Source organism: endosymbiont of Galathealinum brachiosum (assembly GCA_003349885.1).
Classification (GTDB): domain Bacteria; phylum Pseudomonadota; class Gammaproteobacteria; order SZUA-229; family SZUA-229; genus SZUA-229.
In genome coordinates this window covers 152,198-177,455 of record QFXC01000014.1, presented here as the reverse complement: position 1 = coordinate 177,455, position 25,258 = coordinate 152,198, and the positions used below count along the sequence as shown (strand labels likewise).

General features: G+C 38.7%; 30 protein-coding genes. 8 read left to right on the top strand and 22 right to left on the bottom strand.

Annotation, left to right across the window (positions count from 1 at the left end; translation table 11 throughout):
* Positions 1–10: 10 nt before the first annotated feature.
* From DIZ80_17380 to DIZ80_17335, 10 genes are all read right to left on the bottom strand, one after another.
* The gene (locus tag DIZ80_17380; protein ID RDH80795.1) at positions 11–511 is read right to left on the bottom strand and encodes a hypothetical protein; all 501 of its coding nucleotides are present in this window, start codon (positions 509–511) and stop codon (positions 11–13) included.
* Positions 501–1,586 carry a hypothetical protein gene (locus DIZ80_17375; GenBank protein RDH80794.1) on the bottom strand — a complete coding sequence of 362 codons (1,086 nt, stop codon included), beginning with the start codon at positions 1,584–1,586 and terminating at the stop codon, positions 501–503. Before DIZ80_17375 ends, DIZ80_17380 begins: the two co-directional genes overlap by 11 nt.
* Positions 1,583–2,566, bottom strand: a complete 984-nt coding sequence (locus DIZ80_17370; protein RDH80793.1) for a DUF2157 domain-containing protein — start codon at positions 2,564–2,566, stop codon at positions 1,583–1,585. Before DIZ80_17370 ends, DIZ80_17375 begins: the two co-directional genes overlap by 4 nt.
* Positions 2,567–2,589: 23 nt before the next feature.
* Complete coding sequence (locus DIZ80_17365) at positions 2,590–4,233, bottom strand: electron transfer flavoprotein-ubiquinone oxidoreductase (protein RDH80792.1); 1,644 nt, start codon at positions 4,231–4,233, stop codon at positions 2,590–2,592.
* A gap of 56 nt (positions 4,234–4,289) precedes the next feature.
* Positions 4,290–5,219, bottom strand: a complete 930-nt coding sequence (locus tag DIZ80_17360; protein ID RDH80791.1) for an electron transfer flavoprotein subunit alpha — start codon at positions 5,217–5,219, stop codon at positions 4,290–4,292.
* On the bottom strand, positions 5,220–5,969 hold the full coding sequence (locus DIZ80_17355; protein RDH80790.1) for an electron transfer flavoprotein subunit beta: 750 nt from the start codon (positions 5,967–5,969) through the stop codon (positions 5,220–5,222).
* Positions 5,970–6,035: 66 nt separating this feature from the next.
* A complete protein-coding gene (locus DIZ80_17350; GenBank protein ID RDH80789.1) occupies positions 6,036–7,820 on the bottom strand; it encodes an acyl-CoA dehydrogenase in 1,785 nt (594 codons plus the stop codon).
* Between the two features lie 14 nt (positions 7,821–7,834).
* Complete coding sequence (locus DIZ80_17345) at positions 7,835–10,174, bottom strand: 3-hydroxyacyl-CoA dehydrogenase (protein ID RDH80788.1); 2,340 nt, start codon at positions 10,172–10,174, stop codon at positions 7,835–7,837.
* Entirely contained in the window at positions 10,174–11,298 is a 1,125-nt protein-coding gene (locus DIZ80_17340) for an acetyl-CoA C-acyltransferase (GenBank protein RDH80787.1), read from the bottom strand. The genes DIZ80_17345 and DIZ80_17340 overlap by 1 nt, the downstream gene beginning before the upstream one ends.
* Positions 11,299–11,359: 61 nt before the next feature.
* Positions 11,360–11,734 (bottom strand): MerR family transcriptional regulator, encoded by a 375-nt coding sequence (locus DIZ80_17335; protein ID RDH80786.1) that lies wholly within the window; start codon positions 11,732–11,734, stop codon positions 11,360–11,362.
* A 169-nt stretch (positions 11,735–11,903) separates the two neighbouring features.
* Here DIZ80_17335 and DIZ80_17330 point away from each other — a divergent pair, with 169 nt between their 5' ends.
* On the top strand, positions 11,904–12,299 hold the full coding sequence (locus DIZ80_17330) for an SCP-2 sterol transfer family protein (GenBank protein ID RDH80785.1): 396 nt from the start codon (positions 11,904–11,906) through the stop codon (positions 12,297–12,299).
* Between the two features lie 65 nt (positions 12,300–12,364).
* Here DIZ80_17330 and DIZ80_17325 read toward each other — a convergent pair whose 3' ends face one another.
* The 6 genes from DIZ80_17325 to DIZ80_17300 form a co-directional block, all read right to left on the bottom strand.
* Positions 12,365–13,009: a hypothetical protein gene (locus tag DIZ80_17325; GenBank protein RDH80784.1), complete on the bottom strand. Its 645-nt coding sequence runs from the start codon at positions 13,007–13,009 to the stop codon at positions 12,365–12,367.
* A 213-nt stretch (positions 13,010–13,222) separates the two neighbouring features.
* On the bottom strand, positions 13,223–13,627 hold the full coding sequence (locus DIZ80_17320; GenBank protein ID RDH80783.1) for a hypothetical protein: 405 nt from the start codon (positions 13,625–13,627) through the stop codon (positions 13,223–13,225).
* Between the two features lie 12 nt (positions 13,628–13,639).
* Positions 13,640–13,954: a hypothetical protein gene (locus DIZ80_17315; GenBank protein RDH80782.1), complete on the bottom strand. Its 315-nt coding sequence runs from the start codon at positions 13,952–13,954 to the stop codon at positions 13,640–13,642.
* Positions 13,954–14,616, bottom strand: a complete 663-nt coding sequence (locus DIZ80_17310; protein ID RDH80781.1) for a divalent cation transporter — start codon at positions 14,614–14,616, stop codon at positions 13,954–13,956. The genes DIZ80_17315 and DIZ80_17310 overlap by 1 nt, the downstream gene beginning before the upstream one ends.
* A gap of 85 nt (positions 14,617–14,701) precedes the next feature.
* Positions 14,702–15,166, bottom strand: a complete 465-nt coding sequence (locus DIZ80_17305; GenBank protein ID RDH80780.1) for a hypothetical protein — start codon at positions 15,164–15,166, stop codon at positions 14,702–14,704.
* A gap of 25 nt (positions 15,167–15,191) precedes the next feature.
* Positions 15,192–15,695: an RDD family protein gene (locus tag DIZ80_17300; protein ID RDH80779.1), complete on the bottom strand. Its 504-nt coding sequence runs from the start codon at positions 15,693–15,695 to the stop codon at positions 15,192–15,194.
* Between the two features lie 325 nt (positions 15,696–16,020).
* Between DIZ80_17300 and DIZ80_17295 the strand changes: the two genes are divergently transcribed.
* Entirely contained in the window at positions 16,021–16,404 is a 384-nt protein-coding gene (locus DIZ80_17295; GenBank protein ID RDH80778.1) for a hypothetical protein, read from the top strand.
* A gap of 87 nt (positions 16,405–16,491) precedes the next feature.
* Here the strand turns inward: DIZ80_17295 and DIZ80_17290 are convergent, their stop codons facing one another.
* The 4 genes from DIZ80_17290 to DIZ80_17275 form a co-directional block, all read right to left on the bottom strand.
* A complete protein-coding gene (locus DIZ80_17290; GenBank protein RDH80777.1) occupies positions 16,492–16,953 on the bottom strand; it encodes a four-helix bundle copper-binding protein in 462 nt (153 codons plus the stop codon).
* A 106-nt stretch (positions 16,954–17,059) separates the two neighbouring features.
* Positions 17,060–17,464, bottom strand: coding sequence for a hypothetical protein (locus DIZ80_17285; protein RDH80776.1), 405 nt, complete (start codon positions 17,462–17,464; stop codon positions 17,060–17,062).
* Between the two features lie 82 nt (positions 17,465–17,546).
* Positions 17,547–17,852 carry an antibiotic biosynthesis monooxygenase gene (locus tag DIZ80_17280; protein RDH80775.1) on the bottom strand — a complete coding sequence of 102 codons (306 nt, stop codon included), beginning with the start codon at positions 17,850–17,852 and terminating at the stop codon, positions 17,547–17,549.
* Between the two features lie 92 nt (positions 17,853–17,944).
* On the bottom strand, positions 17,945–18,358 hold the full coding sequence (locus tag DIZ80_17275) for a hypothetical protein (GenBank protein RDH80774.1): 414 nt from the start codon (positions 18,356–18,358) through the stop codon (positions 17,945–17,947).
* Positions 18,359–18,432: 74 nt separating this feature from the next.
* On the opposite strand from DIZ80_17275, the gene DIZ80_17270 reads away from it, so the two are divergent.
* The gene (locus tag DIZ80_17270; protein RDH80773.1) at positions 18,433–19,080 is read left to right on the top strand and encodes a hemolysin III; all 648 of its coding nucleotides are present in this window, start codon (positions 18,433–18,435) and stop codon (positions 19,078–19,080) included.
* 9 nt (positions 19,081–19,089) lie between these two features.
* Here the strand turns inward: DIZ80_17270 and DIZ80_17265 are convergent, their stop codons facing one another.
* On the bottom strand, positions 19,090–19,578 hold the full coding sequence (locus DIZ80_17265) for an SsrA-binding protein (protein RDH80772.1): 489 nt from the start codon (positions 19,576–19,578) through the stop codon (positions 19,090–19,092).
* Between the two features lie 263 nt (positions 19,579–19,841).
* Between DIZ80_17265 and DIZ80_17260 the strand changes: the two genes are divergently transcribed.
* The 3 genes from DIZ80_17260 to DIZ80_17250 are packed head-to-tail and all read left to right on the top strand — an operon-like array spanning position 19,842 to position 22,014.
* Positions 19,842–21,236: a sodium-dependent transporter gene (locus DIZ80_17260; protein RDH80771.1), complete on the top strand. Its 1,395-nt coding sequence runs from the start codon at positions 19,842–19,844 to the stop codon at positions 21,234–21,236.
* A 12-nt stretch (positions 21,237–21,248) separates the two neighbouring features.
* Positions 21,249–21,692 (top strand): ubiquinone-binding protein, encoded by a 444-nt coding sequence (locus tag DIZ80_17255; protein ID RDH80770.1) that lies wholly within the window; start codon positions 21,249–21,251, stop codon positions 21,690–21,692.
* Between the two features lie 4 nt (positions 21,693–21,696).
* Positions 21,697–22,014, top strand: a complete 318-nt coding sequence (locus DIZ80_17250; GenBank protein RDH80824.1) for an RnfH family protein — start codon at positions 21,697–21,699, stop codon at positions 22,012–22,014.
* Positions 22,015–22,088: 74 nt separating this feature from the next.
* Here the strand turns inward: DIZ80_17250 and DIZ80_17245 are convergent, their stop codons facing one another.
* Positions 22,089–22,460: an outer membrane protein assembly factor BamE gene (locus DIZ80_17245; GenBank protein ID RDH80823.1), complete on the bottom strand. Its 372-nt coding sequence runs from the start codon at positions 22,458–22,460 to the stop codon at positions 22,089–22,091.
* Between the two features lie 101 nt (positions 22,461–22,561).
* On the opposite strand from DIZ80_17245, the gene DIZ80_17240 reads away from it, so the two are divergent.
* Positions 22,562–22,969 (top strand): ferric iron uptake transcriptional regulator, encoded by a 408-nt coding sequence (locus tag DIZ80_17240; protein ID RDH80822.1) that lies wholly within the window; start codon positions 22,562–22,564, stop codon positions 22,967–22,969.
* A gap of 72 nt (positions 22,970–23,041) precedes the next feature.
* Positions 23,042–25,207: a GTP diphosphokinase gene (locus DIZ80_17235; GenBank protein ID RDH80769.1), complete on the top strand. Its 2,166-nt coding sequence runs from the start codon at positions 23,042–23,044 to the stop codon at positions 25,205–25,207.
* The last annotated feature ends 51 nt before the right edge of the window (positions 25,208–25,258 follow it).

Below are 25,258 nucleotides of genomic sequence, written 5' to 3'. Positions count from 1 at the left end.
ACGATAGTAGTTACCTCTGGTTATTGCCAAGTATTATTAAGTCTTTATCATGCATACTGACTAATAATAAGTCGCCTTTATTATTCACTCTAAACTGGCCGTATTTTGCCTTTTCAAATTCACTGGCATTTCCTTCCTGAAAGAAAAAAGCGTTTGTTGCAAATTTTATTCTCGAATCTCTAATTCTGTAATGCATTAATAACTCGTTATCTTCAAGGTTAGAGTTGTTATCTAATCGTGAAAAGCTGGCAATATTTTTATCATCTAGTGTGACAACAACAAATCCATCAATTTCTTTACTTTGCTTTATATTATGCTTTGCACTAATTTTATTAGCTAAGGAAAATCTTAAAGCCATGTAATCACCTTGCATCAGTGAGCGGGGGTCTACAGGTGCTAACTCCAGATATGCTACTTTTCCTTCAGACAGGTGCTTCTCTTTACTGTAGATTGACCAGTTTATTAATATTAGAATAATTACACCGGAGAGTAGAGCTATTTTAGTTCTCATTTTCGCTACCCTTTAAAGTTTTAGTTGATGATAGATATGTCATTAACCAACGAGCTGTTAAAAGAAAAATGCCTAAAATAGCAAGTAACTGAGATTTTTCATAAAGTGTGTTGTCGAGCAAGTAATAATAGGAAGACATATAGAATAACAAGGCGCTGATTCCTAATGCCATTAATATCCTGTTTCCATTAGCGTAGCCCAGTATTAAGATAGTAATGCCAACCGTAATGCCGGTTGCTTTTAATGATATTAATATAAGTAATATAGCACCAATAAATGATGCTATAGATATCCGATTAGATATCCTAATATTGTGTCTTATAAGTAACTGCCAAACAACAAACAGAAGACTTAGGCCAATTAATAACTCGCCAGCCCATGGAAATAATAAGGTTTCCTCTATTGAATGTAAGTTCCTGAATAGCTCGTTGAAGTCGTCAAAGAATACGTTTGTTGATTCCTGATAAATTAAAGCTAATGTCAGTCCATATGATATAGGTATTAATGTGCTGTGTTTATCAAACCATTTAAATTCATTAATCCATATATAACTGCTAATTGATATCAGGATGGCTGACTGTAAAAAAACTATATTGTTGTGCGTCATTGCCATGCTAAGAGCAATAGCAGAAAAAAATGAAGAGGAGACTCTGTGTACATAATTTGGCATGAACAGGGCGAGACATGCCTGTAGTATGAAAATATAAAACCAGGTATTGCTACCAAATGTATCTTCTATTTCTATGACACCTATTATAAATAATATCTGACCAGAAAAACTAAAGACAAGTGAAAATTGATTTATAAAATCATTGTTTTTTTTATTTTTAAAAATCAGATATGAGGTAAGCATCATTATACAGCCGATACTAATGGCTGCTTCACCATTGTCCAAAATGGATTCAAATAACATGCCTAAAAAACCGAGCATAAAAAGTGCAGCTATCCAGGCGGCAAAGCCGGTCATTAATCTGACATACCAGGGCGATTCGATATCTAATGAGTCAGGGCTATCACCGGTGACATAATTAAGTGTTTTTAGCTTTAACCATAATTCAGAATTATCTGAGCTCATTGCTGTTCCCTGTATATGTTTCTAAGCCAGATAGCGGCGCTAGATGCCATACCAATAATTAAAATAGTCATGATTAAAAATCCACTTAACTCAGAGCCTTTATCGAATAGAATTTTCGCAAAAAAGAAAGTTAATACAATGATTAGTGAAAGTGACATGCCAGCTAACATAAAAAGGTCCTTAACCTTTTTTCGATATACAATATAACTGATCATTATAAGTGTTAGGTAACTTATAATGGCTAATTCATTATGATTGATACTGTCTATAATCGATACTACTAATAATGCCGTGACAGGCATGCCAGCAGCAGTTGAAATAAGTCTTATAGCCCAGCGTTCATTTAACCAGTTAATCGATTTGCAACTGAGTTCCCAGAAAAACCAGATTAAACTGTTAAATATAAAAGCCGTCCATAAAAGGTTTTCATCAGAACTGAAAAACAATGTAAAGAAACGCCCCATGGTATGAAAGTAGAGTAACATCGATATATTAATCAGGAAAATCCATAAAACTACTATGGCTGGAAATCTTGCTACAAAAACCCAGGGAGTAATGAGCAAGGCCCAGTAGGCAAACAACTGCCAGGTGTCAGCACCGGTTTGATAGGTTTGTCCGAAGAGGGCGAGAAGAACACCTAAAGATATACTGGAAAACATCAGGCTAAGTTGTGATGCTATTTTATTAGTCGAGAATTTCCAGTAAAAAACGAGACAGCTGATTATCATGCTTTCAACTAATGCAAATTTAGAAAATTTTCCCAGATCATCCCAATTATAAGCGATGAAAAACATCATGGATAAACTTAAAGCAAGCCCTCCTAACCATAAAAGTAATTGCCCGATGAAAAGTGACCAGGAATGCTTGTTTGGGATTATGTGTAAATCTGTAAGTACTTGAAATATTTTTTGTTTATCAATTAATCCCTGATTTGCCCAATGTAATATTTGCTCACGTTTTGATTCCATTAAGATGTCCATTTAAATAGTTTTGCAGTATTTATCTACATGTTTGGATAGTTTGGTCCGCCACTGCCTTCAGGTGTTACCCAGGTAATGTTGTCTGTTGGGTCTTTTATATCACAGGTTTTACAATGTAAACAGTTTTGAGCGTTGATCTGTAATTTTTGAGCTCCATCTTCTTCAACCAATTCATAAACGCCTGCAGGGCAGTATCGTATTTCAGGCATATCGTATTTTTTCAGATTAATATCTAGAGGTATGTTTTTGTCTTTTAGTTTAAGGTGAACGGGTTGGTCTTCTTCATGGTTAGTATTAGAAATAAATACAGAACTTAAACGATCGAAGTTAATTACGCCATCCGGTTTTGGATAATTAATGGCCTGTGATTCAGAAGCGGTTTTAAACTGCTTTCTGTCTTCAGATTGATGGTGCAATGTCCAGGGTGCTTTTCCTCGTAGTAATTTAAGGTCAAGCCCGGTATATAATGTGCCGCCCCAGAGTCCCCACTTTGAGAATGCGGGTCTAAAGTTTCTTGCCTGTTTAAGCTCGTTAAATAACCAGGACTTTTTTAGAGCTAGAGGGTAGTCGCTTAACAGGTCATGATGGCGATCTTCATTTAAAGCATCGAATACAGATTCAGCTGCTATCATTCCACTTTTCATAGCAGTATGCGTGCCTTTAATTTTTGATACATTTAGAAAGCCCGCACTACAACCGATTAATGCACCACCGGGGAAAATTAAATCAGGTAGTGATTGTAGACCACCTTCATTTAATGCTCTTGCGCCATAAGAAATACGTTCGCCACCTTTAAATGTTTTTATAATATCCGGATGAGTTTTAAAACGCTGGAATTCTTCATAAGGTGAAATATGTGGGTTACTGTAATCCAGTCCGATTACAAAACCTACAGCAACCTGATTGTCTTCCAGGTGATAAACAAAAGAACCGCCATAGGTATCACTTTTTAGTGGCCATCCGGCTGTATGAATAATTAAGCCTGGTTGATGGTTTTCAGGTTTTACTTTCCATAATTCTTTTATGCCTAAACCATAAGTTTGTGGGTCACAGCTATTACGAAGATTAAATTTTGCCATTAATTGTTGAGATAATGAACCACGGCAACCTTCAGAAAATAGTGTGTATTTAGCGTGTAGCTCAATGCCAGGTTCGAAACCGGTTTTTTCTTCACCTTTTGAATTTAAACCCATATCACCCGTAGCAATACCTTTGACCTGAGCATCGTCGGTATACAGTATTTCAGCTGCAGCAAAACCCGGATAAATTTCAACCTCAAGTTCTTCTGCTTTTTCACCCAGCCAGCGACACATATTTCCTAAACTGGTTATATAGTTTCCGCTATTATGCATCTGCGGTGGTAGTGTCCAGCCCGGAATTGGTATAGACGATTTTTCGGTCATAATAAACATTTTTTCTTTTGTTACGGGTGTTTTTAATGGCGCATTTGATTTTTTCCAGTCAGGCAGTAGCTCGTTTAATGCGCGAGGTTCTACAATTGCTCCAGAAAGAATATGTGCGCCTATCTCAGATCCTTTCTCAACGATACACACACTGATGTCTTTGTTTTTTTCTGCAGATAACTGTTTCAAACGAATGGCAGCTGATAAGCCGGAAGGGCCACCACCAACGATTAAAACGTCATAATTCATGGATTCACGTTCCATTTTGTAATCCTTTTATAATAATGTAACAGCTAAACAGTTTGTCACTGCAAAGTGACTTATAGTAAATCAGTTAACTCTGGTAATACCTCAAATAAGTCTGCAACCAGACCATAATCAGCAATTTGAAATATAGGAGCATCTTCGTCTTTATTAATGGCTACAATCACTTTGCTTTCTTTCATTCCTGCAAGGTGTTGTATTGCACCACTTATACCAACCGCAATATAGAGATCAGGCGCAACAATTTTACCCGTTTGTCCAACCTGATAATCATTAGGAACATAACCGGCATCAACTGCTGCGCGAGATGCGCCAATAGCACCATTTAGTTTATCCGCAATGTTTTCAAGTAATGCAAAATTTTCACCATTGCCCATTCCTCGTCCACCGGAAATAACCACTTGAGCACTGGTTAACTCAGGACGTTCAGAAACTGTGAGTTGATGATTATCAAAATGTGACCGCGCAAAGTTGTCGGCACTTTCTATTGTTTGAACTTCAGCGGTACCACTTTCTGAATTCACCGGATCGAAAGCGGTTCCTCTAACTGTAATTAGTTTAATTGTGTCACTGCTTTGAACGGTTGCCATTGCGTTACCCGCATAGATTGGGCGAACAAAAGTATCTGTTGATTCAACTGCTACTATGTCAGAGATTTGCGCTACATCTAATAACGCCGCAACTCGAGGCATAAAGTTTTTGCCCGTGGTTGTAGCAGGGGTGAATATATGTGTGTAATCTTCAGCAAGTTTTGTAACTAATAATGCAAGGTTTTCTGCAAGGGCATGAGCATAGTTAGCGTTATCTGCATTGAGTACTTTGTTTATGCCCTCAATTTTAGACGCTGCTTTAACAACCTCATTACAGTTTTCACCTGCAACTAAAATATGTAATTCATCATCTAATTTTTTTGCAGCAGAAACAGTGTTTAAGGTGGCTGCTTTAAGTTGTGTATTATCATGTTCAGCAATAATTAAAATGCTCATTTAAATCACCTTTGCTTCGTTACGTAGTTTTTCAACCAGCTCTGTTACGGAGGTGACTTTAATGCCTGCACTACGTTGTGATGGTTCTGTTACCTTTAGGGTGGATAGCCGTGGTTTTATATCAATACCCATTTCAGAAACATCCTGAATATCCAGAGGTTTCTTTTTAGCTTTCATGATGTTGGGCAATTTTGCGTAACGAGGTTCATTGAGTCGCAGATCTGTTGTAATAACTGCAGGTAACTGAAGTTTAAGTGTCTCCAGGCCCCCATCAATTTCACGTGTAACATTCAATTCGTTACCATTTATATCAACTTTTGAGGCAAAGGTACCCTGAGGCCAGTTCATTAAAGCAGATAACATTTGTCCAGTTTGATTACTGTCATCATCAATGGCCTGTTTACCCAGAATAACCAGATCAGGATTTTCGGTTTCAACAACATGTTTTAAAATTTTAGCTACAGCTAAAGGCTGGATGTCTTCGTCAGTTTGCATTAATAAACCACGATCAGCTCCCAGAGCTAATGCACTGCGAATAGTTTCCTGATTTTCTTTTGGACCGATAGAAACAACAATGATTTCATCAGCCTTTTTAGCCTCTTTTATTCGAATAGCTTCTTCAACGGCAATTTCATCAAAAGGATTGATCGACATTTTTACATTGGCTAGCTCAACAGCAGTATTGTCTGCGTTGACACGAATTTTTACGTTGTAATCAACGACTCGTTTAACAGCAACCAGAATTTTCATGTTAGCTCCTATGTTCTATCATTCTCGAAATAAGTGTTCGGGAATGATGTAGTTATAATTAAGCATTTAGAACGCATCATCATTAAATGACATCGTGCTTTTTGAACCTGACATCATTGTTGCAAACAATGCACCGGTCTGTGGCAATATACGTTCAAAATAAAATTTTGCTGTATCAATTTTCGCCTGATAAAACATCGCATCATCACCATTGTTTTTCTGCAGTCCAATTTCAGCCATACGCATCCATTGATGGGCTAGAGCGACTAACGCTAACATACGTAAATAATCTGTAGAAGCCATACCAATTTCGTCAGGATTCTTCATTCCACGTTGTGCTAATACGGCCGTGATCTTCTGTAACCGACCAAATGCTTTAGCGAGAGGAATTAAAAATTCTTTTAATTCATAGTTCATTTCTTTCTCGTAAATATAATTACGCACAGCATGGAAGAAAGGGCGCATATTACGACCAAAATGAGCGGGCATTTTACGCCCTAAAAGATCTAATGCCTGAATACCATTTGTGCCTTCGTAAATTTGAGCAATACGTGCATCACGTACATATTGTTCCATACCGTTTTCACGAATATAACCATGACCACCGAGTACCTGCATACCAATATTGGATACTTCTGAACCACAATCTGTCATAAAGGCTTTAACAACAGGTGTCATTAATGCGATAAAATCATCAGCCTGTTTACGTCGTTTTTCATCCGGATGATTGTGTGAGATATCAAGTTCAAAGGCGACCCATGCAGCTAAAGCTCGATTGCCTTCGATTAAGGCGCGTTGTGTTAATAACATACGCCTGACATCAGGATGTACCAGAATAGGATCGGCTTTATCAGCAGGTTTTTTTGCACCGGTTAAAGCCCGGCCCTGTATACGATCACGAGCATATTCTACTGCACCTTGATATGAGGCTTCTGCAACGCCCAGGCCCTGTATACCAACACCTAAGCGTTCATTATTCATCATGACAAACATGGCTTCCATGCCTTTATTGAGTTTTCCAACAAGGTAACCTTTTGCATCATCAAAATTCATAACACAGGTTGCTGACGCATTAATGCCCATTTTATGTTCTATTGATCCACAGGTAACGCCATTTGCATCGCCAGATGTACCATCTTCATTGATGGATAATTTAGGTACGATAAATAAACTAATACCTTTTATGCCTTCAGGTGCATCGGGCGTTCTTGCTAGAACTAAATGAATAATATTTTCTGTAAGATCATGTTCACCCGCAGTGATAAACATTTTAGTACCGGTTACAAGGTAACTATTATCATCCTGAACGATGGCTTTAGTGCGACATAAACCTAAATCAGTTCCGCAGTGAGGTTCAGTCAAACACATAGAACCACTCCAGGTGCCTTCAACCATATTAGGCAGGTAGGTGTTTTTTAATTCTTCACTGCCGTATAACTCAATTGAATTAATTGCACCTGCAGTCAGACCCGGGTAAAGGCTGAATGAGAAATTTGCACCACACATGGTTTCTTCGGCAAGCATAGCGACTGTTTTTGGTAGACCTTGCCCACCGTATTGTGGATCTGATGTGAGACTGTTTAAACCCATTTCACAAAAACCTTTATAGGCTTCTTTGAATCCTTCTGGTGTCGTTACATTGCCATTTTCAAAATGGCAGCCTTCTTCGTCACCGCTTCGATTTAACGGCTGTAATTGTTCTTCACAAAACTTACCCGATTCTTCTAAAAGTGCATCAACTAAATCAGGACTTATTTCTTCAAAACCGGGTAAAGCCTGAATCGCTTCCGGATCAAGAAGTTCGTTATATACAAAACGCATATCGCGCAGTGGAGTTATATAATTTGCCATTATTCAATCATCCTTTAGTTGCGCAGTGGTTTGCCGGTTTCTAACATGTGCTCCATCCTGTCCAGAGAGTCAGGATGGTGTGCAAGGGTCATGAAAGTTTCCCGTTCAAGTTCCAGTAAATCATCTTCACTGAGTGTTTCGGTAATGTCGGTATCTCCGCCACTAATTACATCTGCCAGAGCAAGTGAAACAACTTCGTCATGTTGAGTTGCCATGCCATTCTTTCTAAATCCACTTACGGCCATGCTCATGGCTGTTTTTGCGGTAGGGCCGGCCAGACTAATTTCAATTTCTTCTGGTGGTTGATAATTTTCAACCATAGAAAGCGCCTGTGCTTTTGCATCAGCAAGTAAACGATCGCGATTCATAGTGATATTATCTTCTTCGCGTAATAACAACATTGATTTTGCTTCAGCAGCTGATTTTGCAACTGCTGCAGTGCTGATCATTTCAAATACTTTTATAGCAGGAGGCATAGGACCGGCTGCACGTTTTTTATTAACAACCCAGCGTTGTAACATTTCTTTACAACCACCCCAGCCAGGTATTAAACCTACACCCACTTCAACCAGTCCCATGTATGTTTCAGCATGGGCTTGAATACGATCGCAATGTAATAAAACTTCACAGCCACCACCCAGTGCCATACCTGAAGAAGCGCCAACAACAGGGAAAGGGGCATACTTAAGTGCTTTATACGTTTCCTGTCCGGACTCAATCATGTCTTCAATTTCTTCCCAGGCGGCAATATTTGCAGCGAATAATAATAAACCAACATTTGCACCTACAGAGAAATTTGATCCTTCGTTGTAAATTACCAGTGCTTTAAAATCATCTTCTATGCGTTCAATAGCAATATTGATCATTTTTAAAATTTCCGGATCAATTGCATTCATCTTGCTGGTAAATTCTAAACAGATGACACCATCACCAATATCCCATAGTGAAGCAGAGCCATTTTTTTCAATCGGTTTACTGGCCAGTTTTATATCTGATAACAGTAGAACACCTTCATTGCGCTCTACATTTTTATACTTTCCGTCTAATGTAAGCCTTTGTAATTGTCCATTGTCTATATTGTAAAATTTGCAACCCGTTTCGGTCTGTTTTAGAGCGGTCTTTAATAAAGAGGGAATTTCTAAACCGTCTTCTTCAAGGCGTTTAGCAAAAAACTCGGCACCCATTTGATCTATTAATTCAAATGGACCATATTTCCATGCGTATCCCAGTTTCATTGCCTCATCAACTGAAAGAATGTCATCAGCAATTTCAGGTAGTAAACTTACCGCATAAGATAGAACCTGTGAGAGTACCTTCCAGGCATAAACGCCGCCCTTATCTTCGTGGCTTATCAAGGCCTGTAAACCACCTTTACGTGAGGCAGAAATGCTTTTTAAATGCGCTTTTTTAACCGGGTGATATTCACCTGATTTTAAATCTATGGCTTCTTTAACTTTTTTACCGCCTTCTTTGTTTAAGCGATAAAAACCACCTTTACCTTTACGCCCTGTATAACCGGTTTCAATAAGTCTGGTAATAAGTTCGGGTATCGTTGCTTTAGAATGAAAAACATCATCTTCAGGTAATGTGCTCGTCATGCTTTCCATTAAGTGTGGCATTAAATCCAGCCCCACTAAATCGGATAAACCAAATACACCGGTTTTAGGAATACCCATGGGGCGACCCACAACTGCATCGGCTTCTTCAACCGTTAAGCCAAGTTCCATCGCTTCAAGTATGGCAACCTGAATCCAGTAAATACCAATACGATTAGCAATAAAGCCCGGTGTGTCTTTACAGTTAACAACACCTTTACCTAATGCTTTATCAGAAAATAAATCGATTGCATTAACAACTTCTTCACGTGTTTTTTCGCCGCGAGTGATTTCCAGTAAACGCATATAACGGGGAGGGTTGAAAAAGTGTGTTATTAAGAAATCAGCTGCGAAAGTGTCGGGTAATCCGTTTAATAAATCATGTAACGGAATAGACGATGTGTTTGATGAAATAATGGCACCGGTTTTACGCACAGAATCAATTTTTTTATACAGATCCTGTTTTATATCCAGACGTTCAATAACAGCTTCAACGATCCAGTCGCAATCAGCGAGTAAATCAAGGTGGTCTTCTATGTTGCCGGTGGTAATTAATTTTGAATTTCTTTTATGCATAAAAGCTGCGGGTTGAGCTTTCATCATTTTACTTACAGCGGTATCAGCGATGATGTTTCTATTCTCAGCACCTTCGGGCACTATATCGAGTAGTACAACAGAAATACCTGCATTACTAATGTGAGCGGCAATGCCGGCTCCCATAACACCTGCACCGATAACGGCAACTTTATTAATATCCATTACACTGCCTCCAGTATAGTGGCGATACCCTGACCTCCGCCTATGCACTGGGTCGCCAGCGCAAACTGTTTACCTTCTCGTTTTAATAAAGCTGCAGCTTTGCCGGTGATGCGAGCACCGGTAGCTCCAAGAGGGTGGCCGAGGGCAATTGCGCCGCCATCAAGATTGATTTTATTCATATCCAGATTCAGGTCATGTATGCAGGCAAGGGACTGTGATGCGAAAGCTTCATTAAGTTCGATAATATCCAGATCGGCAACACTAAGACCTGCACGTTCAAGTGCTTTATTACTGGAAGCAACGGGGCCAATGCCCATAATTTCAGGTGCACAACCTGAGACAGCAATACTTTTAATTCGCGCCATAATTTCCAGGCCGTTAGCTTTTGCGTATTCTTCACTACACACGAGAGTGGCTGATGCACCATCGGTTAACGGGGATGATGTGCCTGCAGTTACTGAACCGTTTTCATCAAATGCGAGCCGTAAACCGGCCAGACCTTCAAGTGATGTGTCTGGTCTAATGCAGCCATCTTTATCTACATCACCAATAGCGATAATTTCATCTTTCAGCTTACCCGCTTGAAGAGCCGCGACAGCACGTTGGTGACTGGTTACTGCAAATTCTTCCTGAGCCAGACGACTGATTTCATATTTAGTTGCAAGGTTCTCTGCGGTTTCACCCATACCCATATATGCACCTGGCAGGCTTTGAGCTAATTCAGGATTGGGCATTGGATTAAAGCCCATCATTGGAACCCGTGTCATTGATTCAACGCCGGCACAGATATAGACATCACCAGCACCCATCAAAATTGCACCTGCAGCATTATGTATGCTTTGCATCGATGAGCCACAAAAACGATTTACGGTTGTACCGGCAACTGACTGGGGAAGGCCGGCCAGGAACACAACCAGACGCGCAACATTAAATCCCTGTTCACCTTCTGGAAAGGCGCAACCTAGAATTAAATCCTCAATGTCATCTACATTAACACCGGTTTTCTCAACCAGTCCCCTAACTACCGTAGCTGCAAGATCATCCGGGCGAACTTTTGATAACTCGCCTTTATTGGACAGGGTAAATGGGGACCTGGCATATCCAGCTATTACGACAGTTTTCATGGTGTTCTCCGGTATAAATAATAAAGTTAAGTTCGTTACTAATGAATCTGCAGATGTGTTGTCAGGCTGTGTCTATAGATTCCGAACATTGTTTCTGTATTTCTCTTAGCTCTTCTAAAGTATCGATTAAGTCTTCCTGTTGCTGCTCTAGCTCAGAAATTCGACCATTTACCTTGTCTAACAGGAGATGTACCTGTTCTTTTTGAGTCTGATCTACGATATAGAGTTCCAGGTACTCATTAATGTCAGTAAGCGAAAAACCAAGCCTTTTAGCTCTGAAAATAAGCTTTAATCGCCCCCGGTCCTTATATGAATAAGCGCGGGTAGAGCCTACTCTTTGTGGAGAAATCAGGCCTTTGCTCTCATAAAACCGTATTGTTCTTGCTGTAACACCGAATTCTTCTGCGACTTCAGTAATGCTTAATAACTTGTCCATTACATCTCCTATATGACATAATATAGATCAGGTTGACGTTAACGTCAATTAAATAACCTAATAGGAAGTATGAGGCTTTCAAAGCAAATATATCTAGAGGGGTCTTATGAATATAGTGTGTTTTTAAAGTTAATTTAAAAACTCTCTGATAATAAATTGAGGTCAGCAAATGGCAGAATTATTTTCTAAAGAATGGACTGATAATTTTATGGCATTCTGGAATGAAGAGCCCGAGTTAATAAAACCACTGGAAAAAGCGCGATTTACTCAGGTGATTGGTTATGGTTTTGATAAGCAGGATAAACCGGAGGCTTATGTTTCTATTGAAAATGGTAAAATTGTTTCAGCAGGTATATATACCGATCAGAAACTGGACCTAGATGTCCGATGTGGTAAATCACAGTGGAGAAAATGGATTAAAAAGCCACCTGGTATGGTATCAATGGGAATGGCGTTTACTGCTGGAAAGGTAAAACTGAAAGTAGGTGATTATAAAGCGATTTTGAAAGATAGCAGAGTGGGCTCATCTTTTATTCATAGTTTTAGTGTTATGGCCAGAGCTTAGGTAACGATTAAATAATCTGAAAGACCAGTTACTCATAAGGTGACCGGTCTTTCAGTATTTTATAATTACCACGGCATCATACTGTTCATACCATTCATGGCGGGCGCTACATTCTGGTTCATCACGTGATTCATCTGCCCCGTGTGAACGTTCAGGGCTCGAGTATCTTCACTGATCGTGTTCATTCGAGTAGACATATTATTAACTGAGCTTGTTATATGCTGCATATCGTTAGACATGCTGCTCATGGCTTCTTCCATAATAGTGACTACATAAAACATATAAATAACGGCCACAACAGCCATGGTAGCGCCGGGTATGGCGATCCATTTATTACGTTTTGATTGCTGCTGTTGAATTTGTTGCAAATAACCTAATTTTTTATCAGCCAGAGCTTCCTGCTCATGTACTTCTTTCAAGGTGGCCTCATGGTCACGCATGATTGATTCTGTAAGGTCCTTGATAGATTTATTGCTGTGGTCTTCACGATCGTTATTAATAGAATCTGCACGGGCAAAAGCACCATTCAGGCCATCAAACAACTGAGATAACTGCTCATCACGGCTTTGTCGTTCAGTTTTCATCTCAGCCAGTACGGACTTTATGCTCTCCAGTGCTTCTACGGTTACTGCAGCAGGTTGTGCTGCGGCTTTCTTTTTAGCGGCTTTCTTTGGGGCGGTGGGCTTTTTAGTCGGCTCTTTATCAGTCATTAGCTTTCTCGATAGTTTGATTTTTATGAATTATATAGGCTTGATGTTACAAAACAGTGAGTTATGTCTCAGTATATTAAATTATACTAATATATACAAAAACAATCACCTGAAACAGGCAGGAATTACAATCACCGTTAGATGGCAGGATGCTTGGCCGTAAACCGGGCCGGGTTATATCAGTAAAGATTATTTATGATGTTTAGAGTTTTATTAAGCAGGTTTGATTAATTTTATATATGAAAATATAGAGATCAGTGTCCATATAGTTGTTCGTAAACTCATAGCAATAACGGTGCGCGTCTCGTATGCCTGATTATTAAGTATATGTAAGCCAAGAAGTATGAATATTATCAGCGTAGAGATTGTTATAAGAAAAGATAAGCGGGCCGCCCAGCTTTTTTTCATAAAGAGTCCTGTACCAGCGATAACATAAGCAAAACCGGCCAGAAAGTTAAACCAGACTACGAAAGGAATATAGTTACCTGCATTCTTTCGGTCAATACCATCAATAAAAATGACGGATCCACCTGATTTTATTGTAAGTAAGCCAAAGACTACGGCTATTATTGATATGACCCAGATTGCGACAGGTTTGTCAGTTTTTATAAATGTCATATTAAAGGTTACTTAAAATTGTGTGTTTAATAATGCATCGCGAATTTGCATATAGGCAATAAGAAATTCGAATAACATTCTCCAGAATAGTTCAGCAAAGAGGATACACAAAATAAAGAATGAAATAAATTTTATTTGTTGTTTTAACGTTAATGATTTCCATAATATGTCTTTTGTATTTTGATAGGCATCATGTATAAGTTTGTACTTTTTTGTTAACCATAAAAGAGAAACCCATATACCGACGGGCATTAGTAATGCCCCCGTGTAATAAAACAGAATTAATGCTTCTGTGCTAATAAATTTTTTAAAGGTAAGAAAATCCATTATGACATTGCCATATAGCCAATCAGCCCTAAAACAAAACCTGAGATAGCGCCCATTGGTGGAGCGTAATGTTTTTCAAGTTTTACCTGAGGAGCGATGTCCTGAAATATAGAATAAAGTATAGCACCGGATGCAAACAACATAATTGCACCTATAAAATGCGGATAATCAAGCAACCAGAGAAAACCGGATATTCCTGCAACTGGGCCGAGTAAAGCCATTAGTGTAAATACAGTTATAATTTTTTTTCGGCTGTATGATGAAGATTTATTTAGTTCCCGATATGCATTAAAGCCTTCGGGTAAGTTTTGTAAGCCAATCATTGCAGCCAGTAAAAAAGCGATTTTACTATCTGTTGCAAATGCTGCGCCTAGTGCGATGGATTCAGGTATGAAATCCGATAACATCGCAGCAAGTTGGCTTGCGGGTGTATTTATCTTGTTGAGGTATATATCCAGCAGCATAAATGCAAAACCACCAGCTATAAAATAAATACTGGCTGACAGTGGGGTGAGATTTGTTATGCCTTCTGGAACCAGAACAAGAGCAACAGCCGATAATAATGCGCCGCCACCAAAAGCCATTACACTGTGTCTGAACTCCTGTTCTAACCAGTCTGTTCTAATATTATCGAAGCAGGCAAGTGCGGCTCCTAAGGGCATAGCAAGTCCTGCTAGCAGGGTTGATGTAATTACAGTTAGTAATATGCTCACTAGTTACTCTGAATACATGTTTTTAATCATCTTTTTATGACCTTTTATTTTCGAAATATGTGACAAATCTTCTGTCATAATATTGTTTATGAATATCCCATATTTCTTTAAAATTCTGTCGTTCTAACCATTCCTGTATTTCAATATCCCATCCTTCCCACTGATTTTGTTTGGCCTTTGCTACTTCACGTTGATACATTAAATAGGCTCGTTCGAAAATGGAAATTCGAATAAGCAGTATGGCTTCTTCCTGTTTTAACTCGCCTTCGGTGAGGTCTGGTTTTTTATTAAACGGCGTGTCAAAAACGTCAAGGTTCGGGTAATCAAGACATAGTTGCTGTAGTTCTATATATTTGTCATCAAGTGCATCGTATGTGCCGTATTCTCTTTCTTCTCTTTGAAGTTTCTGTTCCTGTAAATAAATATAAATAGCAACAGGTAAACCAAAAATTGTAATTATAAAAGTTGCGATTTCAAGGTATTGAGAAAGTAAATCCATAAAAATTTCCGTAGGTGATTCTTTGTTAAGATTTAATGACGTTTGTGCCGGCCACAAAATCATGTATGCAGCGTTTTTTCTTACCAAATATGAAAAGTATATTTATAAGTGAAAAAAACTGTCCAGCAACCGGGATTTGTCCAGGTAAAAAGTATGTGGCATATCGTTTCAGGATTTGTGTATTAAAGTCAGGCAGGTTCCCTTCAAGATCAACGATTTTTATTTTTAGTGTTTTTTTACCTATCGTCTGCCCCTGAGTTTTCAGTGATTTAAAATTAATGATAAAGAATACGGAAATGGATAATGCAGCAATCGCTATATTGTAAGCAAAGGAGGGTTGTATTCCTTCACTTATCATGTCAAAACCGCCAGTAAAGTACATGGTAGGAATGGAAACAGCCATAATCGTTAAACTATCAATTAATGAAGACCAGAGCCTGCTCCAACGAGTTGCCAGCTCAGCTTCATTATCGTTATCAGAAGTCTGTGTTAAATCGGCTTGTGGTGCAGCATAAATGTTATCACTCATGTTTTATCCTGTTTATAATGAAAATTATAATTCGGGGTAAGTTACCATTAAATGATCTGTGTGTGTAAAGTAATAAAGGTTAAAATCTCTGGTATAGGTTTGTGTTTCTTCATGGGGTAAAGCAAAGTTATTGAATAAGGGAAAGTTAACGGACTTTTTAACTAGCCGCTAAGTTTTGTTGTGTTATAAAAAAAGCAGAGGAAGCAGTAAACTCTATTACTATTTCTGCTATCCTTATGATAGTGTTGTTACGGGATGCCAGAGGTGTTGTGAATGTTGTATAGGCGTCGAATACTCGTTTTCCTAATATAATCAGGTACTGATAATGCAGGCATCAGAAGTTAGCAGTAATAATGGTTTTACAGATACTCAGGTAAAGCACGCATCTAATTATGCTTTAGCCTCTTTTTTAAATCTTACTTTTCTCCCAGGTCTGGCTTTTATATATCTCCTGATTAATTTTAGTAAATCAGAAAAAAATACTATCGATCATTATCATGCTTTACTGGGGATTAAGTTAAACCTGATAGCAGGGGTAAGTTTGTTTGTGGTTAGTGCGCTTATGATTTTACTTGGAGGTTTTGAGTCACCATTGACATGGGTTTACGTTATTACTTATTTTACCTTCGTGCATACTGTGTTTATATTAGTTGCAGTCTGGGCGATTGTTCGTGCGTGGTCCGGGCAGAAACTGAGAGATGATGATTAAGTTATAGTTGTTGAGTACTTAAAACCCTACTTAGAATTCAGATAATCTGAACCTAAGCAAGGCTTTGAAGGGGGGTAATTTAAATGATTATGCAGCTTTTAAATAAGCTTTGCAGGCATCAATCATATCAGAACAGCTCTCCGCACAATCTTTACATTCAACATGCTTGTCTTCGTGTTTACGGCAGGCCTTTTCACAATCTTCACAAACCTCCTGGCAGGTCTTAACCAAATCTTTTAGATATTTGGAATTGGCGGCCGCATGATATCCTGTGGCATCACACGTAGGCATCATTAACTGTACGCTTTTCGCGCATTCAGCCATCTCAGTATCACCCTCACCAAGTAAAGTCAGGCAATGTGCAATACAGGCATTGCCTGTAGAACGGCAATGAGATGCTGTTTTAACAAGCTCTTCATTTGATGGAGCATGATGATGGTGTTTAGAATTGGAAGCTAATACATTAGATGAGGTTGCAGCAGCCGCAACAGCCAGAGAGCCTGCAGCCAGTAGAAATTGTCGACGATCTGTTTCATTATTAGTATTCATGTCTGGTATGCCTTTTATAATGGTTATCTTTAATTCGTTATCCAATTTTAGCTTAAAAAATCAATAATGCCTTAAATTGAATTAAATCAGGTGATTAGTGTGTATTTCATTCTGTTCTGGCGTTATCTATTGTGTTTTTGACGTTTATTGGGTTATCTACGTATTTAAAGGTTATGTCTTTAGATTTGTTGTCGCTAATTATCACTGAGCCAAAATTAAAGATAGAGCCAAAAAAGTTCTGATCGATAGTTACAGTTTTAATTGAGGGTAACTCAATAATATCTGTTGTATAGGTTAGAATGCCGGTTTTTAGTATAATGCGCTGGTCTGTCAGGCACTGGTCTGTGCTAACTAATTTTATGTATTCTCTAATAATGATAATTAAAGCAATACCAAAACTTGGAATGATAAGTGGGATCATAACAATAGCCAGAACTTTGGATGACCAGTGAAAATTGAATAGTTCTCTGATTTTCTCGCCATCTAGCAGGGAGGATTCTATATAAGACATTTTAGCCTCTGGTTTACCTTTTAAATATTGATAGTGGTTAGTATATAAAAACGTGATGTATGTTTAAGGTATTTATACCTGTTTATAAATGGCTAGAGTATTCACGTAAAACTTCTACAACCTGTACTCTGTATGTTTTATACCATTTGCTCTTTCCCATGTTCTGGGCTTTTAAATGTTCTATATCCTGTTTCCATGCATTTATTTGTTCCAGGTTTTCCCAGTATGATACCGTGATTTCATTTGAATCTTCAAATACAGATGTGAAGTCTGTACAACCGTATTGATTGATTGCCAGTTCGCGCATTTTTTTTGCAGTCGCATAATACTCTTTATCAGGGTTAGTCATTTGTGCAGTGAAAATTACTGCATACTTTTTATCTTCCATATTTTTAATTGCCTGTAAATCTCATGTAAGAGCTTTTTATATTGTGTATATAAATACAATATCATATTGGCCAGAATGCATTCTTAATAACACTAAGTAGAAGGTTTAATAATATATTTCTCTACTATCAGGTGGAATAAAAAAGTGTATATCACCATAAATGTGATTGCTGCTGCTTCCAGAGTGAGAGTTTCTAATAAGTTAATACTTAACCACCAGATCACGATTGGCAGACTTATTAGTAATAAAATAAACTCAAACATAATGGCGTGTACAAATCTTGCCAGGGTAGATTTGTCTGTACTGCCGTTAATTTTTACTAGTGATCTGTTAAATGCCTGATTGTAGAAATAGAGAACGATAATAGCCAGTAATGAGAAAATGAGTCCAAGGATTCCCAGGTCTATTTCGTTATACCCCAATAAAGGAGAAAAAATCAGGATAAAGAGTGTCAGAGCGCCTATTTCAAAGCTTAAGGCCTGAATTAGCTGATGCTTACGAGTCATGTATTTATGTTCTTTACTTCGTTTGTTTAGTGTTTCAGTATAGTCGGAGTCGTTAGAATGCCAGAGGTTCCATCATGTCTCAATCGCAAGAAACTGCCTATACGTCGGCTGAAGAGGTTGCTCATACCGCTACGCATGCATTGGGTATGTTGCTTAGCATTGCGGGACTGGCGATTCTAGTGGGTTTTTCCAGCCTTAATGGTGATGCATGGCATGTGGTAAGTAGCAGTATTTATGGAGCCAGTCTAATTATATTATATGGTGCTTCAGCTTTATATCATGGCATTCCTCATCCTGTTGCTAAAGTTTTATTACAACGTATTGATCATGCAGCAATATATTTGCTTATTGCAGGAACATATACGCCTTTTCTACTTATCAGTTTACGGGGTTCATGGGGGTGGTCATTATTTGGTGTGATCTGGTCTTTGGCTCTTATTGGTGTGGTGCTTGAGTTTGTAAACTGGAAACCGTTTAAAAAAGTATCTCTGGCGCTTTATCTGGGAATGGGCTGGATTGTTATTGTCGCCATTAATCCTATGCTGGAGCAGGTGGCAACTGGAGGCCTGATATTGTTGCTTGCTGGAGGTTTATTTTATTCTTTAGGTGTTGTTTTTTATGTATGGGATAGCATTAAATACAATCACGCGATCTGGCACATGTTTGTGCTTGCGGGCAGTGTATTGCATTTCTTTTCTATCCTGTTTTATGTTATTCCCTGATTATCCACGTTAATGATGAGTGCCTTTCAGAATTCGGGCTTTATCTCTGTTCCAGTCGCGATCTTTTTCATCTGCTCGTTTATCGTGTAATTGCTTTCCTTTCGCCAGTCCGATTTCCATTTTTACATGGCCTTTGCTCCAGTACATTTTTAAAGGAACTAAGGTATATCCTTTTCTCTCAACTGCGCCTACTAGTCTGTCTATCTCATGTCTATGCAGTAGTAACTTACGTGGGCGGGTGGGTTCTGGATGGATATGAGTTGATGCGGTGAGCAGGGCTGTGATCTGGCCGCCTAACCAGAATATCTCATTATTTTTAACCATGACATAGGTATCTGTCATTTGAACGCGACCATCACGTATGCTTTTTACTTCCCAGCCCTCGAGCACTATGCCTGCTTCAAATGTTTTTTCTATGCTGTAGTCATGTCTAGCTTTTTTATTTAAAGCAATGCTGCTGCCTGAGTTTTTCTTGGTTTTTTTGTTTTTCTTTGCCATTCTTATAAATACAGATCTGGTTGTGGTCCATTAAAGATGCGTGATTATACGTTAAATATGAAGCTGGTTTTGAATTTAATATTATTGCTCGTGAGAATGATTTGTCAGCTTAAGTCGTTTATCGAAAGGCAATAGTCGTTTACACTATGCATAAAAAAAGAGTTGTGTTTTATCATTGTTTAAAGTGAAACATTAAGAATACAATCCTTATAAAACAATAAGTTATATAATTTAATTAAAGTATTTTCTTTTCTGGAGAATAAATGTCTGAAGAAAGCAGAACCTCAATTCATGGTCAGTGGTCAAGTCGAACCGCATTTATTCTTGCAGCCACCGGCTCTGCAGTAGGTTTAGGTAATATCTGGAAATTCCCATATATTACCGGTGAAAATGGTGGTGGTGCTTTTGTTCTGGTCTATCTCATCTGTATAGCTGCTATCGGTATTCCTATTATGATGGCCGAGGTTATGTTGGGTCGACGAGGTCGTCAAAGCCCTGTAAATACCATGGCTGCTCTGGCAGCGGAAGAGGGGCGCCCTGCATCCTGGGCCTTGCTAGGCTGGCTTGGTGTTGTTGCAGGTTTTCTAATTCTGTCTTATTACAGTGTAATTGCAGGCTGGGCTTTGTCTTATGTTTTTCGTACTGCTTCAGGATTGTTTTCAGGTGCAACTGCCGATGGTGTTAGCAGTATCTTTACAAATTTAGTATCTAATCCTGAAAGTCTATTGGCATGGCATACCATATTTATGGTCGCTACTATGGTCATCGTCTCAAGAGGTGTTAAGCACGGTATTGAGAAAGCGGTTACTTATTTAATGCCAGCCCTGTTTGTACTGTTGATTATTCTTTTATTCTATTCCATGTCTACGGGTTATTTTTCGCAGGGGCTGGAATTTATGTTCTCTCCTGATTTTAGCAAACTTACCCCTGGCTCTGTACTTGTTGCGATGGGGCATGCTTTTTTTACCCTGAGTCTTGGTATGGGGGCGATCATGGTTTATGGGTCATATCTGCCTAAAGAGACGTCGATAGCTAAAGCTACCTTCATGATAGCCGTTGCAGATACAGCAGTTGCCCTGGTTGCTGGCATGATTATATTTCCGATAGTGTTTGCTAATAATCTTGAGCCAGGTGCTGGTCCCGGTTTGATTTTTCAGACCCTGCCTATTGCTTTTGGTCAGATGGAGGCAGGGGTTTTAATTGGTACATTATTCTTTGTTTTACTGGTTTTTGCTGCCTGGAGTTCTTCTATTTCTCTGATAGAGCCAGCGGTTGCATGGCTGGTTGAAAATAGAGGTATGACACGGGTTTCTGCCTCTGTCTGGTGTGGCCTGGCCGTCTGGTTTACAGGTATTGGTAGTTTATTATCCTTTAACCTGTGGGCGGATAAAACCTGGTCTCTGGTTGTATTTGGGGAAACCTTATTTGAAAATAAAACCTTCTTCGATACGCTCGATGGCCTGACTGCAAATATTATGCTGCCTGTCGGAGGGCTATTTATCGCAATATTTGCTGGCTGGTTAATGAAACCTCAGTCTAGTAAGAAAGAGTTAAATACAACGGAAAAAGGTTATACTGTCTGGATTAACCTGGTTCGGGTTGTAGCACCCATAGCGGTTATGGTTGTGTTTTTAAATGTAGTCGGTGTGATTAAATAAACAGGTTTAAGAGTGACGTTAATATCCCGTAATGCGCTAGTTCCGTATTCTGTAGAAGAAATGTTTGCACTGGTTGATGACATTGAATCTTATGCAGAGTTTTTGCCCTGGTGTCGTTCAACAGATGTTTTATCCAGAGATGATAATGAAGTTCAGGCGAGTATAGAAATTGCCCGTGGTGCACTTAATAAATCATTTACTACATTAAATCGCCTGCAAAAAGACAAGATAATTGAAATGCGACTTTTAAAAGGTCCATTCAAGCACTTGCAGGGATACTGGCGATTTGATGCACTTAAGGATAAAAGTGCTAGTAAAATTTCTTTGGACCTGGAATTTGAATTTGAGAGCAAACTTATCGCGTTTGCGGTAGGCCCGGTGTTTAATCAGATAGGTAATTCAATGGTTGATGCTTTTTGTAAACGAGCAGTAGAGGTGTACGGTGAGCGAATCTGAAACAATTAACCAGATAACTCAAATTAAAGTAGAAGTTGCTTATGCTCTGGAAAACAATCAACAAATTTTAGAATTGATGGTTGATGAGGGTACGACACTGGAACAGGCAGTTGATCAGTCCGGAATTCTAATGATATATCCCGAGATTGATCTTAAAGTTAATAAAATAGGTGTTTTTGGCAAGCTGGGTAAGAAAACTGCAGCATTGAGAGCCGGTGACCGAGTTGAAATATATCGTCCGTTAATTGCTGACCCTAAAGAGGTTCGGCGTAAACGAGAAGCAGATGGAAAGAAAATGAAGAAAGGCGGTGGTGATAAATAAACCCTTTCATTTATAGTGGCAAAGAGCAATCAGTCACTATCGCCAGTAAATCTCATCGAACTTATTTAGCAGGCTTAATTTACTTCGGGTGGTAAATCATCTGGATTCAGGGATTCTACTTTTACCTTATCTCCATGAACTCCCGGTGTATACGCACTATCGTCAATTCGAATCAACGTATCACCATCAAAATGTAAGGTTAAACGTGATTGTTTTACGTCTTTATTCCCTGGTTTGAGATAAAAGATGTAATCCCAGCGATCCTGATGGAACGGGTCTTTTAGTAGTGGGGAACCTAGTACAAAGACAACCTGGTTCCGACTCATACCATTTTTCAGTTTGGCAAAGTTCTCAGGCGTGACCTTATTTCCCTGTTGTATGTCTATTCGGTGGGGGTCGCAAGCCGATGTAAAAAACAGAGCGGCACTTATAATGCTAATAATAATGAGTTTCTTTTGCATATATTAATGATACGTATCTAGATTCGCGTATAATGAAGCGTAGAATCTTAAACTATATCCCACTCAAAAAACAGCAGGAGTTTGATTTGGAAACAGCTGATTTAAAAAAAGCAGGGCTTAAAATTACCCTGCCACGAATGAAAATACTTGAATTGCTGGAGTCGGGAAATCTGCGTCACCAAAGTGCTGAAGATATTTACAAATCATTACTCAAGCAGGATGAAGAAATTGGGCTGGCAACGGTCTATCGTGTTTTAACTCAATTTGAAGGTGCAGGTCTTGTTACGCGTCATCACTTTGAGGGTGGTCAAGCGGTATTTGAGTTAAATCATGGTGAGCATCATGACCATCTGGTTTGTACCAGTTGCGGTAAAGTTGTTGAGTTTATGGATGATGTAATTGAACAGCATCAGAACCAGATAGCCAAAGATAATAATTTTCAAATATCAGAACACAGCTTAATTATTTATGGATACTGTGAGAACTGTCAGTAATTTTACGTCACATTAATCTTACAAAGGATTAAATCTCTTTTCATGGATGAAAGTATTTCATATAAATAGTCTATGCAAACTACCCATTCAAGACAGGATATTACTCGTCAGTATACATTTGATGAGTATCTTCATAAATTAACTGCCCACTGTGGCAGTGATCAGAAACTGACTCGTGCCTGTAAACTTGTCTGGAACCTGCCGCCCTCTGAACAAATACTGCCCAATGGTCTTGAAGTTGCTTTAATTCTGGCTGATTTAAGTGTCGATAGTACGACTTTACTCGTTACTCTGCTGGGTGATTTCCGTTTAAATCAGGACGAATTTATTGAGAGTGTAATTAAAGAGTATGGTGAAGAGATTTATCATCTGGTAAAAAAAGTTCGTTGGTTGCATGAGTTTCATATAGAAAACATGGGTGATAATTCACCTGAACAGATAGAGCGTTTAAGGCGAATGTTATTATCGATGGTTGATGATGTTCGGGTTATGTTAATAAAAATCGCTTATCGTGTTCAACGGTTAAGAATGTTGGCAGGTCAGGACACAGCTCAACGTCAGGTAATTGCCAGAGAAACACTGGATATTTTTACGCCACTTGCAAATCGTCTTGGGCTGGGGCAGCTTAAATGGGAAATGGAAGATCTTTCGTTTCGCTTTCTTGAGCCGTTCACATATAAACGTATTGCAAGATTGCTAGAAGATCGTAGAGATGAGCGTGAAAATTATATTAAGGATGCTGTAAACGATATAACCAGTATGCTGGATGCGAATGATGTTAAGGCTGAAATTTACGGTCGCCCCAAACACATTTATAGTATCTGGAAAAAAATGACCGCCAAACAGAAAGAGTTTACAGAACTATTTGATGTTCGAGCGGTAAGAATTACTGTAGAGGCGGTTGCAGATTGTTATGCGGTACTTGGTCTAGTTCATGGGCGCTGGCACCATATAGCTCAGGAGTTCGATGATTATATTGCTAACCCAAAAGAAAATGGTTACCGCTCGCTTCATACTGCCGTTTTTGGTCCTGATGGTAAACCGTTAGAAATACAGATTCGTACACGTGAAATGCACGAATTTGCAGAGTTCGGTGTTGCTGCGCACTGGCGGTATAAGGAAGGAAGTGAGAGTGATGATAGTCTTGAAAAAGGCATAGCATCATTAAGGAAATTACTCGACCCGAACGAAACAAAAGATGAAGAATTAATTGATAGTTTTCATACGGAATTATTTCCTGATCGTGTTTTTATTTTAACCCCCAGAGGAAAAGTTCTGGATTTGCCACATGGTGCAACGCCTTTAGATTTTGCCTATATAGTTCATACAGAAATTGGTCACCGTTGTCGTGGGGCGAAAGTCAACGGGCGTATTGTTCAGTTAACTTATGAATTAAAGAATGGTGAGCAGGTAGAAGTATTAACCAGTAATAAAGCCGCTCCAAGTCGTGACTGGATGAATCCGACTCTGGGGTATTTAAAAACTAAACGTGCCCGTGCAAAAGTTAAAAGCTGGTTTAAACATCAGGATTATGAACTCAATATAATTGACGGAAAAGTCTGTTATGAACGTGAATTAAATCGTCTGGGTTTAGTTAAATCATCATTGCAAAAAATACTAGACCATTACAAACAGGATTCTGCAGAAGATTTTTATGCTGCGATTGGTCGAGGAGATATCACTCCCGGGCAATTAGCTAATGCTTTGCATGATGTATTTTCTGATAAAGAAAAGAGTATACCGTTATTAGCCAAACAAACGAAAACATCGAAAAAACCATTAAATAGTGATGAAGTTCGTATTCGTGGAGTGGATAATCTATTAACAACAATATCAAATTGTTGTAAACCTGTGCCGGGTGATCAGATAATTGGTTTTATTACCCGTGGCAAAGGAGTCGCTGTTCATAGAAAAGATTGCGTTAATATTATTAATCTGGAAAATGATAAACGTGATCGCCTGATTGAGGCCGACTGGGGGGATGATATAAATAAAACCTATACCGTTTCCATACATGTCGAAGCGTTTGATCGCCAGGGTTTGTTAAGTGATGTAAGCAAGGTATTAACAGATGAAAAAGTAGATGTTGTCGGTGTTAATACGTTCTCGAATAAAGATGAGCAAACGGCTGATATGACAATTACTGCTGAGATTTGTGACTTAGACCAACTGGGAAGGGTAATGGATAAAATTAATCAGTTACAGAATGTTATTAATGTCAGTCGGGAGCATAGTTAAGTAGGTGTAATTAAAGGTATATTTACTTAAGTTTTATCTGATAGTTTTAAT

What these genes read in the sequence shown, in the direction of transcription:
- DIZ80_17350 (RDH80789.1), bottom strand. Translation starts at nt 7,820, where the DNA reads ATGGCAAATTATATAACTCCACTGCGCGATATGCGTTTTGTATATAAC.
- DIZ80_17370 (RDH80793.1), bottom strand. Translation starts at nt 2,566, where the DNA reads ATGGACATCTTAATGGAATCAAAACGTGAGCAAATATTACATTGGGCA.
- DIZ80_17340 (RDH80787.1), bottom strand. Translation starts at nt 11,298, where the DNA reads ATGAAAACTGTCGTAATAGCTGGATATGCCAGGTCCCCATTTACCCTG.
- DIZ80_17345 (RDH80788.1), bottom strand. Translation starts at nt 10,174, where the DNA reads ATGGATATTAATAAAGTTGCCGTTATCGGTGCAGGTGTTATGGGAGCC.
- DIZ80_17360 (RDH80791.1), bottom strand. Translation starts at nt 5,219, where the DNA reads ATGAGCATTTTAATTATTGCTGAACATGATAATACACAACTTAAAGCA.
- DIZ80_17325 (RDH80784.1), bottom strand. Translation starts at nt 13,009, where the DNA reads ATGACTGATAAAGAGCCGACTAAAAAGCCCACCGCCCCAAAGAAAGCC.
- DIZ80_17280 (RDH80775.1), bottom strand. Translation starts at nt 17,852, where the DNA reads ATGGAAGATAAAAAGTATGCAGTAATTTTCACTGCACAAATGACTAAC.
- DIZ80_17355 (RDH80790.1), bottom strand. Translation starts at nt 5,969, where the DNA reads ATGAAAATTCTGGTTGCTGTTAAACGAGTCGTTGATTACAACGTAAAA.
- DIZ80_17310 (RDH80781.1), bottom strand. Translation starts at nt 14,616, where the DNA reads ATGCCCTTAGGAGCCGCACTTGCCTGCTTCGATAATATTAGAACAGAC.
- DIZ80_17380 (RDH80795.1), bottom strand. Translation starts at nt 511, where the DNA reads ATGAGAACTAAAATAGCTCTACTCTCCGGTGTAATTATTCTAATATTA.
- DIZ80_17375 (RDH80794.1), bottom strand. Translation starts at nt 1,586, where the DNA reads ATGAGCTCAGATAATTCTGAATTATGGTTAAAGCTAAAAACACTTAAT.
- DIZ80_17365 (RDH80792.1), bottom strand. Translation starts at nt 4,233, where the DNA reads ATGGAACGTGAATCCATGAATTATGACGTTTTAATCGTTGGTGGTGGC.
- DIZ80_17315 (RDH80782.1), bottom strand. Translation starts at nt 13,954, where the DNA reads ATGGATTTTCTTACCTTTAAAAAATTTATTAGCACAGAAGCATTAATT.
- DIZ80_17235 (RDH80769.1), top strand. Translation starts at nt 23,042, where the DNA reads ATGCAAACTACCCATTCAAGACAGGATATTACTCGTCAGTATACATTT.
- DIZ80_17305 (RDH80780.1), bottom strand. Translation starts at nt 15,166, where the DNA reads ATGGATTTACTTTCTCAATACCTTGAAATCGCAACTTTTATAATTACA.
- DIZ80_17295 (RDH80778.1), top strand. Translation starts at nt 16,021, where the DNA reads ATGCAGGCATCAGAAGTTAGCAGTAATAATGGTTTTACAGATACTCAG.
- DIZ80_17320 (RDH80783.1), bottom strand. Translation starts at nt 13,627, where the DNA reads ATGACATTTATAAAAACTGACAAACCTGTCGCAATCTGGGTCATATCA.
- DIZ80_17265 (RDH80772.1), bottom strand. Translation starts at nt 19,578, where the DNA reads ATGGCAAAGAAAAACAAAAAAACCAAGAAAAACTCAGGCAGCAGCATT.
- DIZ80_17290 (RDH80777.1), bottom strand. Translation starts at nt 16,953, where the DNA reads ATGAATACTAATAATGAAACAGATCGTCGACAATTTCTACTGGCTGCA.
- DIZ80_17330 (RDH80785.1), top strand. Translation starts at nt 11,904, where the DNA reads ATGGCAGAATTATTTTCTAAAGAATGGACTGATAATTTTATGGCATTC.
- DIZ80_17300 (RDH80779.1), bottom strand. Translation starts at nt 15,695, where the DNA reads ATGAGTGATAACATTTATGCTGCACCACAAGCCGATTTAACACAGACT.
- DIZ80_17260 (RDH80771.1), top strand. Translation starts at nt 19,842, where the DNA reads ATGTCTGAAGAAAGCAGAACCTCAATTCATGGTCAGTGGTCAAGTCGA.
- DIZ80_17335 (RDH80786.1), bottom strand. Translation starts at nt 11,734, where the DNA reads ATGGACAAGTTATTAAGCATTACTGAAGTCGCAGAAGAATTCGGTGTT.
- DIZ80_17285 (RDH80776.1), bottom strand. Translation starts at nt 17,464, where the DNA reads ATGTCTTATATAGAATCCTCCCTGCTAGATGGCGAGAAAATCAGAGAA.
- DIZ80_17275 (RDH80774.1), bottom strand. Translation starts at nt 18,358, where the DNA reads ATGACTCGTAAGCATCAGCTAATTCAGGCCTTAAGCTTTGAAATAGGC.
- DIZ80_17270 (RDH80773.1), top strand. Translation starts at nt 18,433, where the DNA reads ATGTCTCAATCGCAAGAAACTGCCTATACGTCGGCTGAAGAGGTTGCT.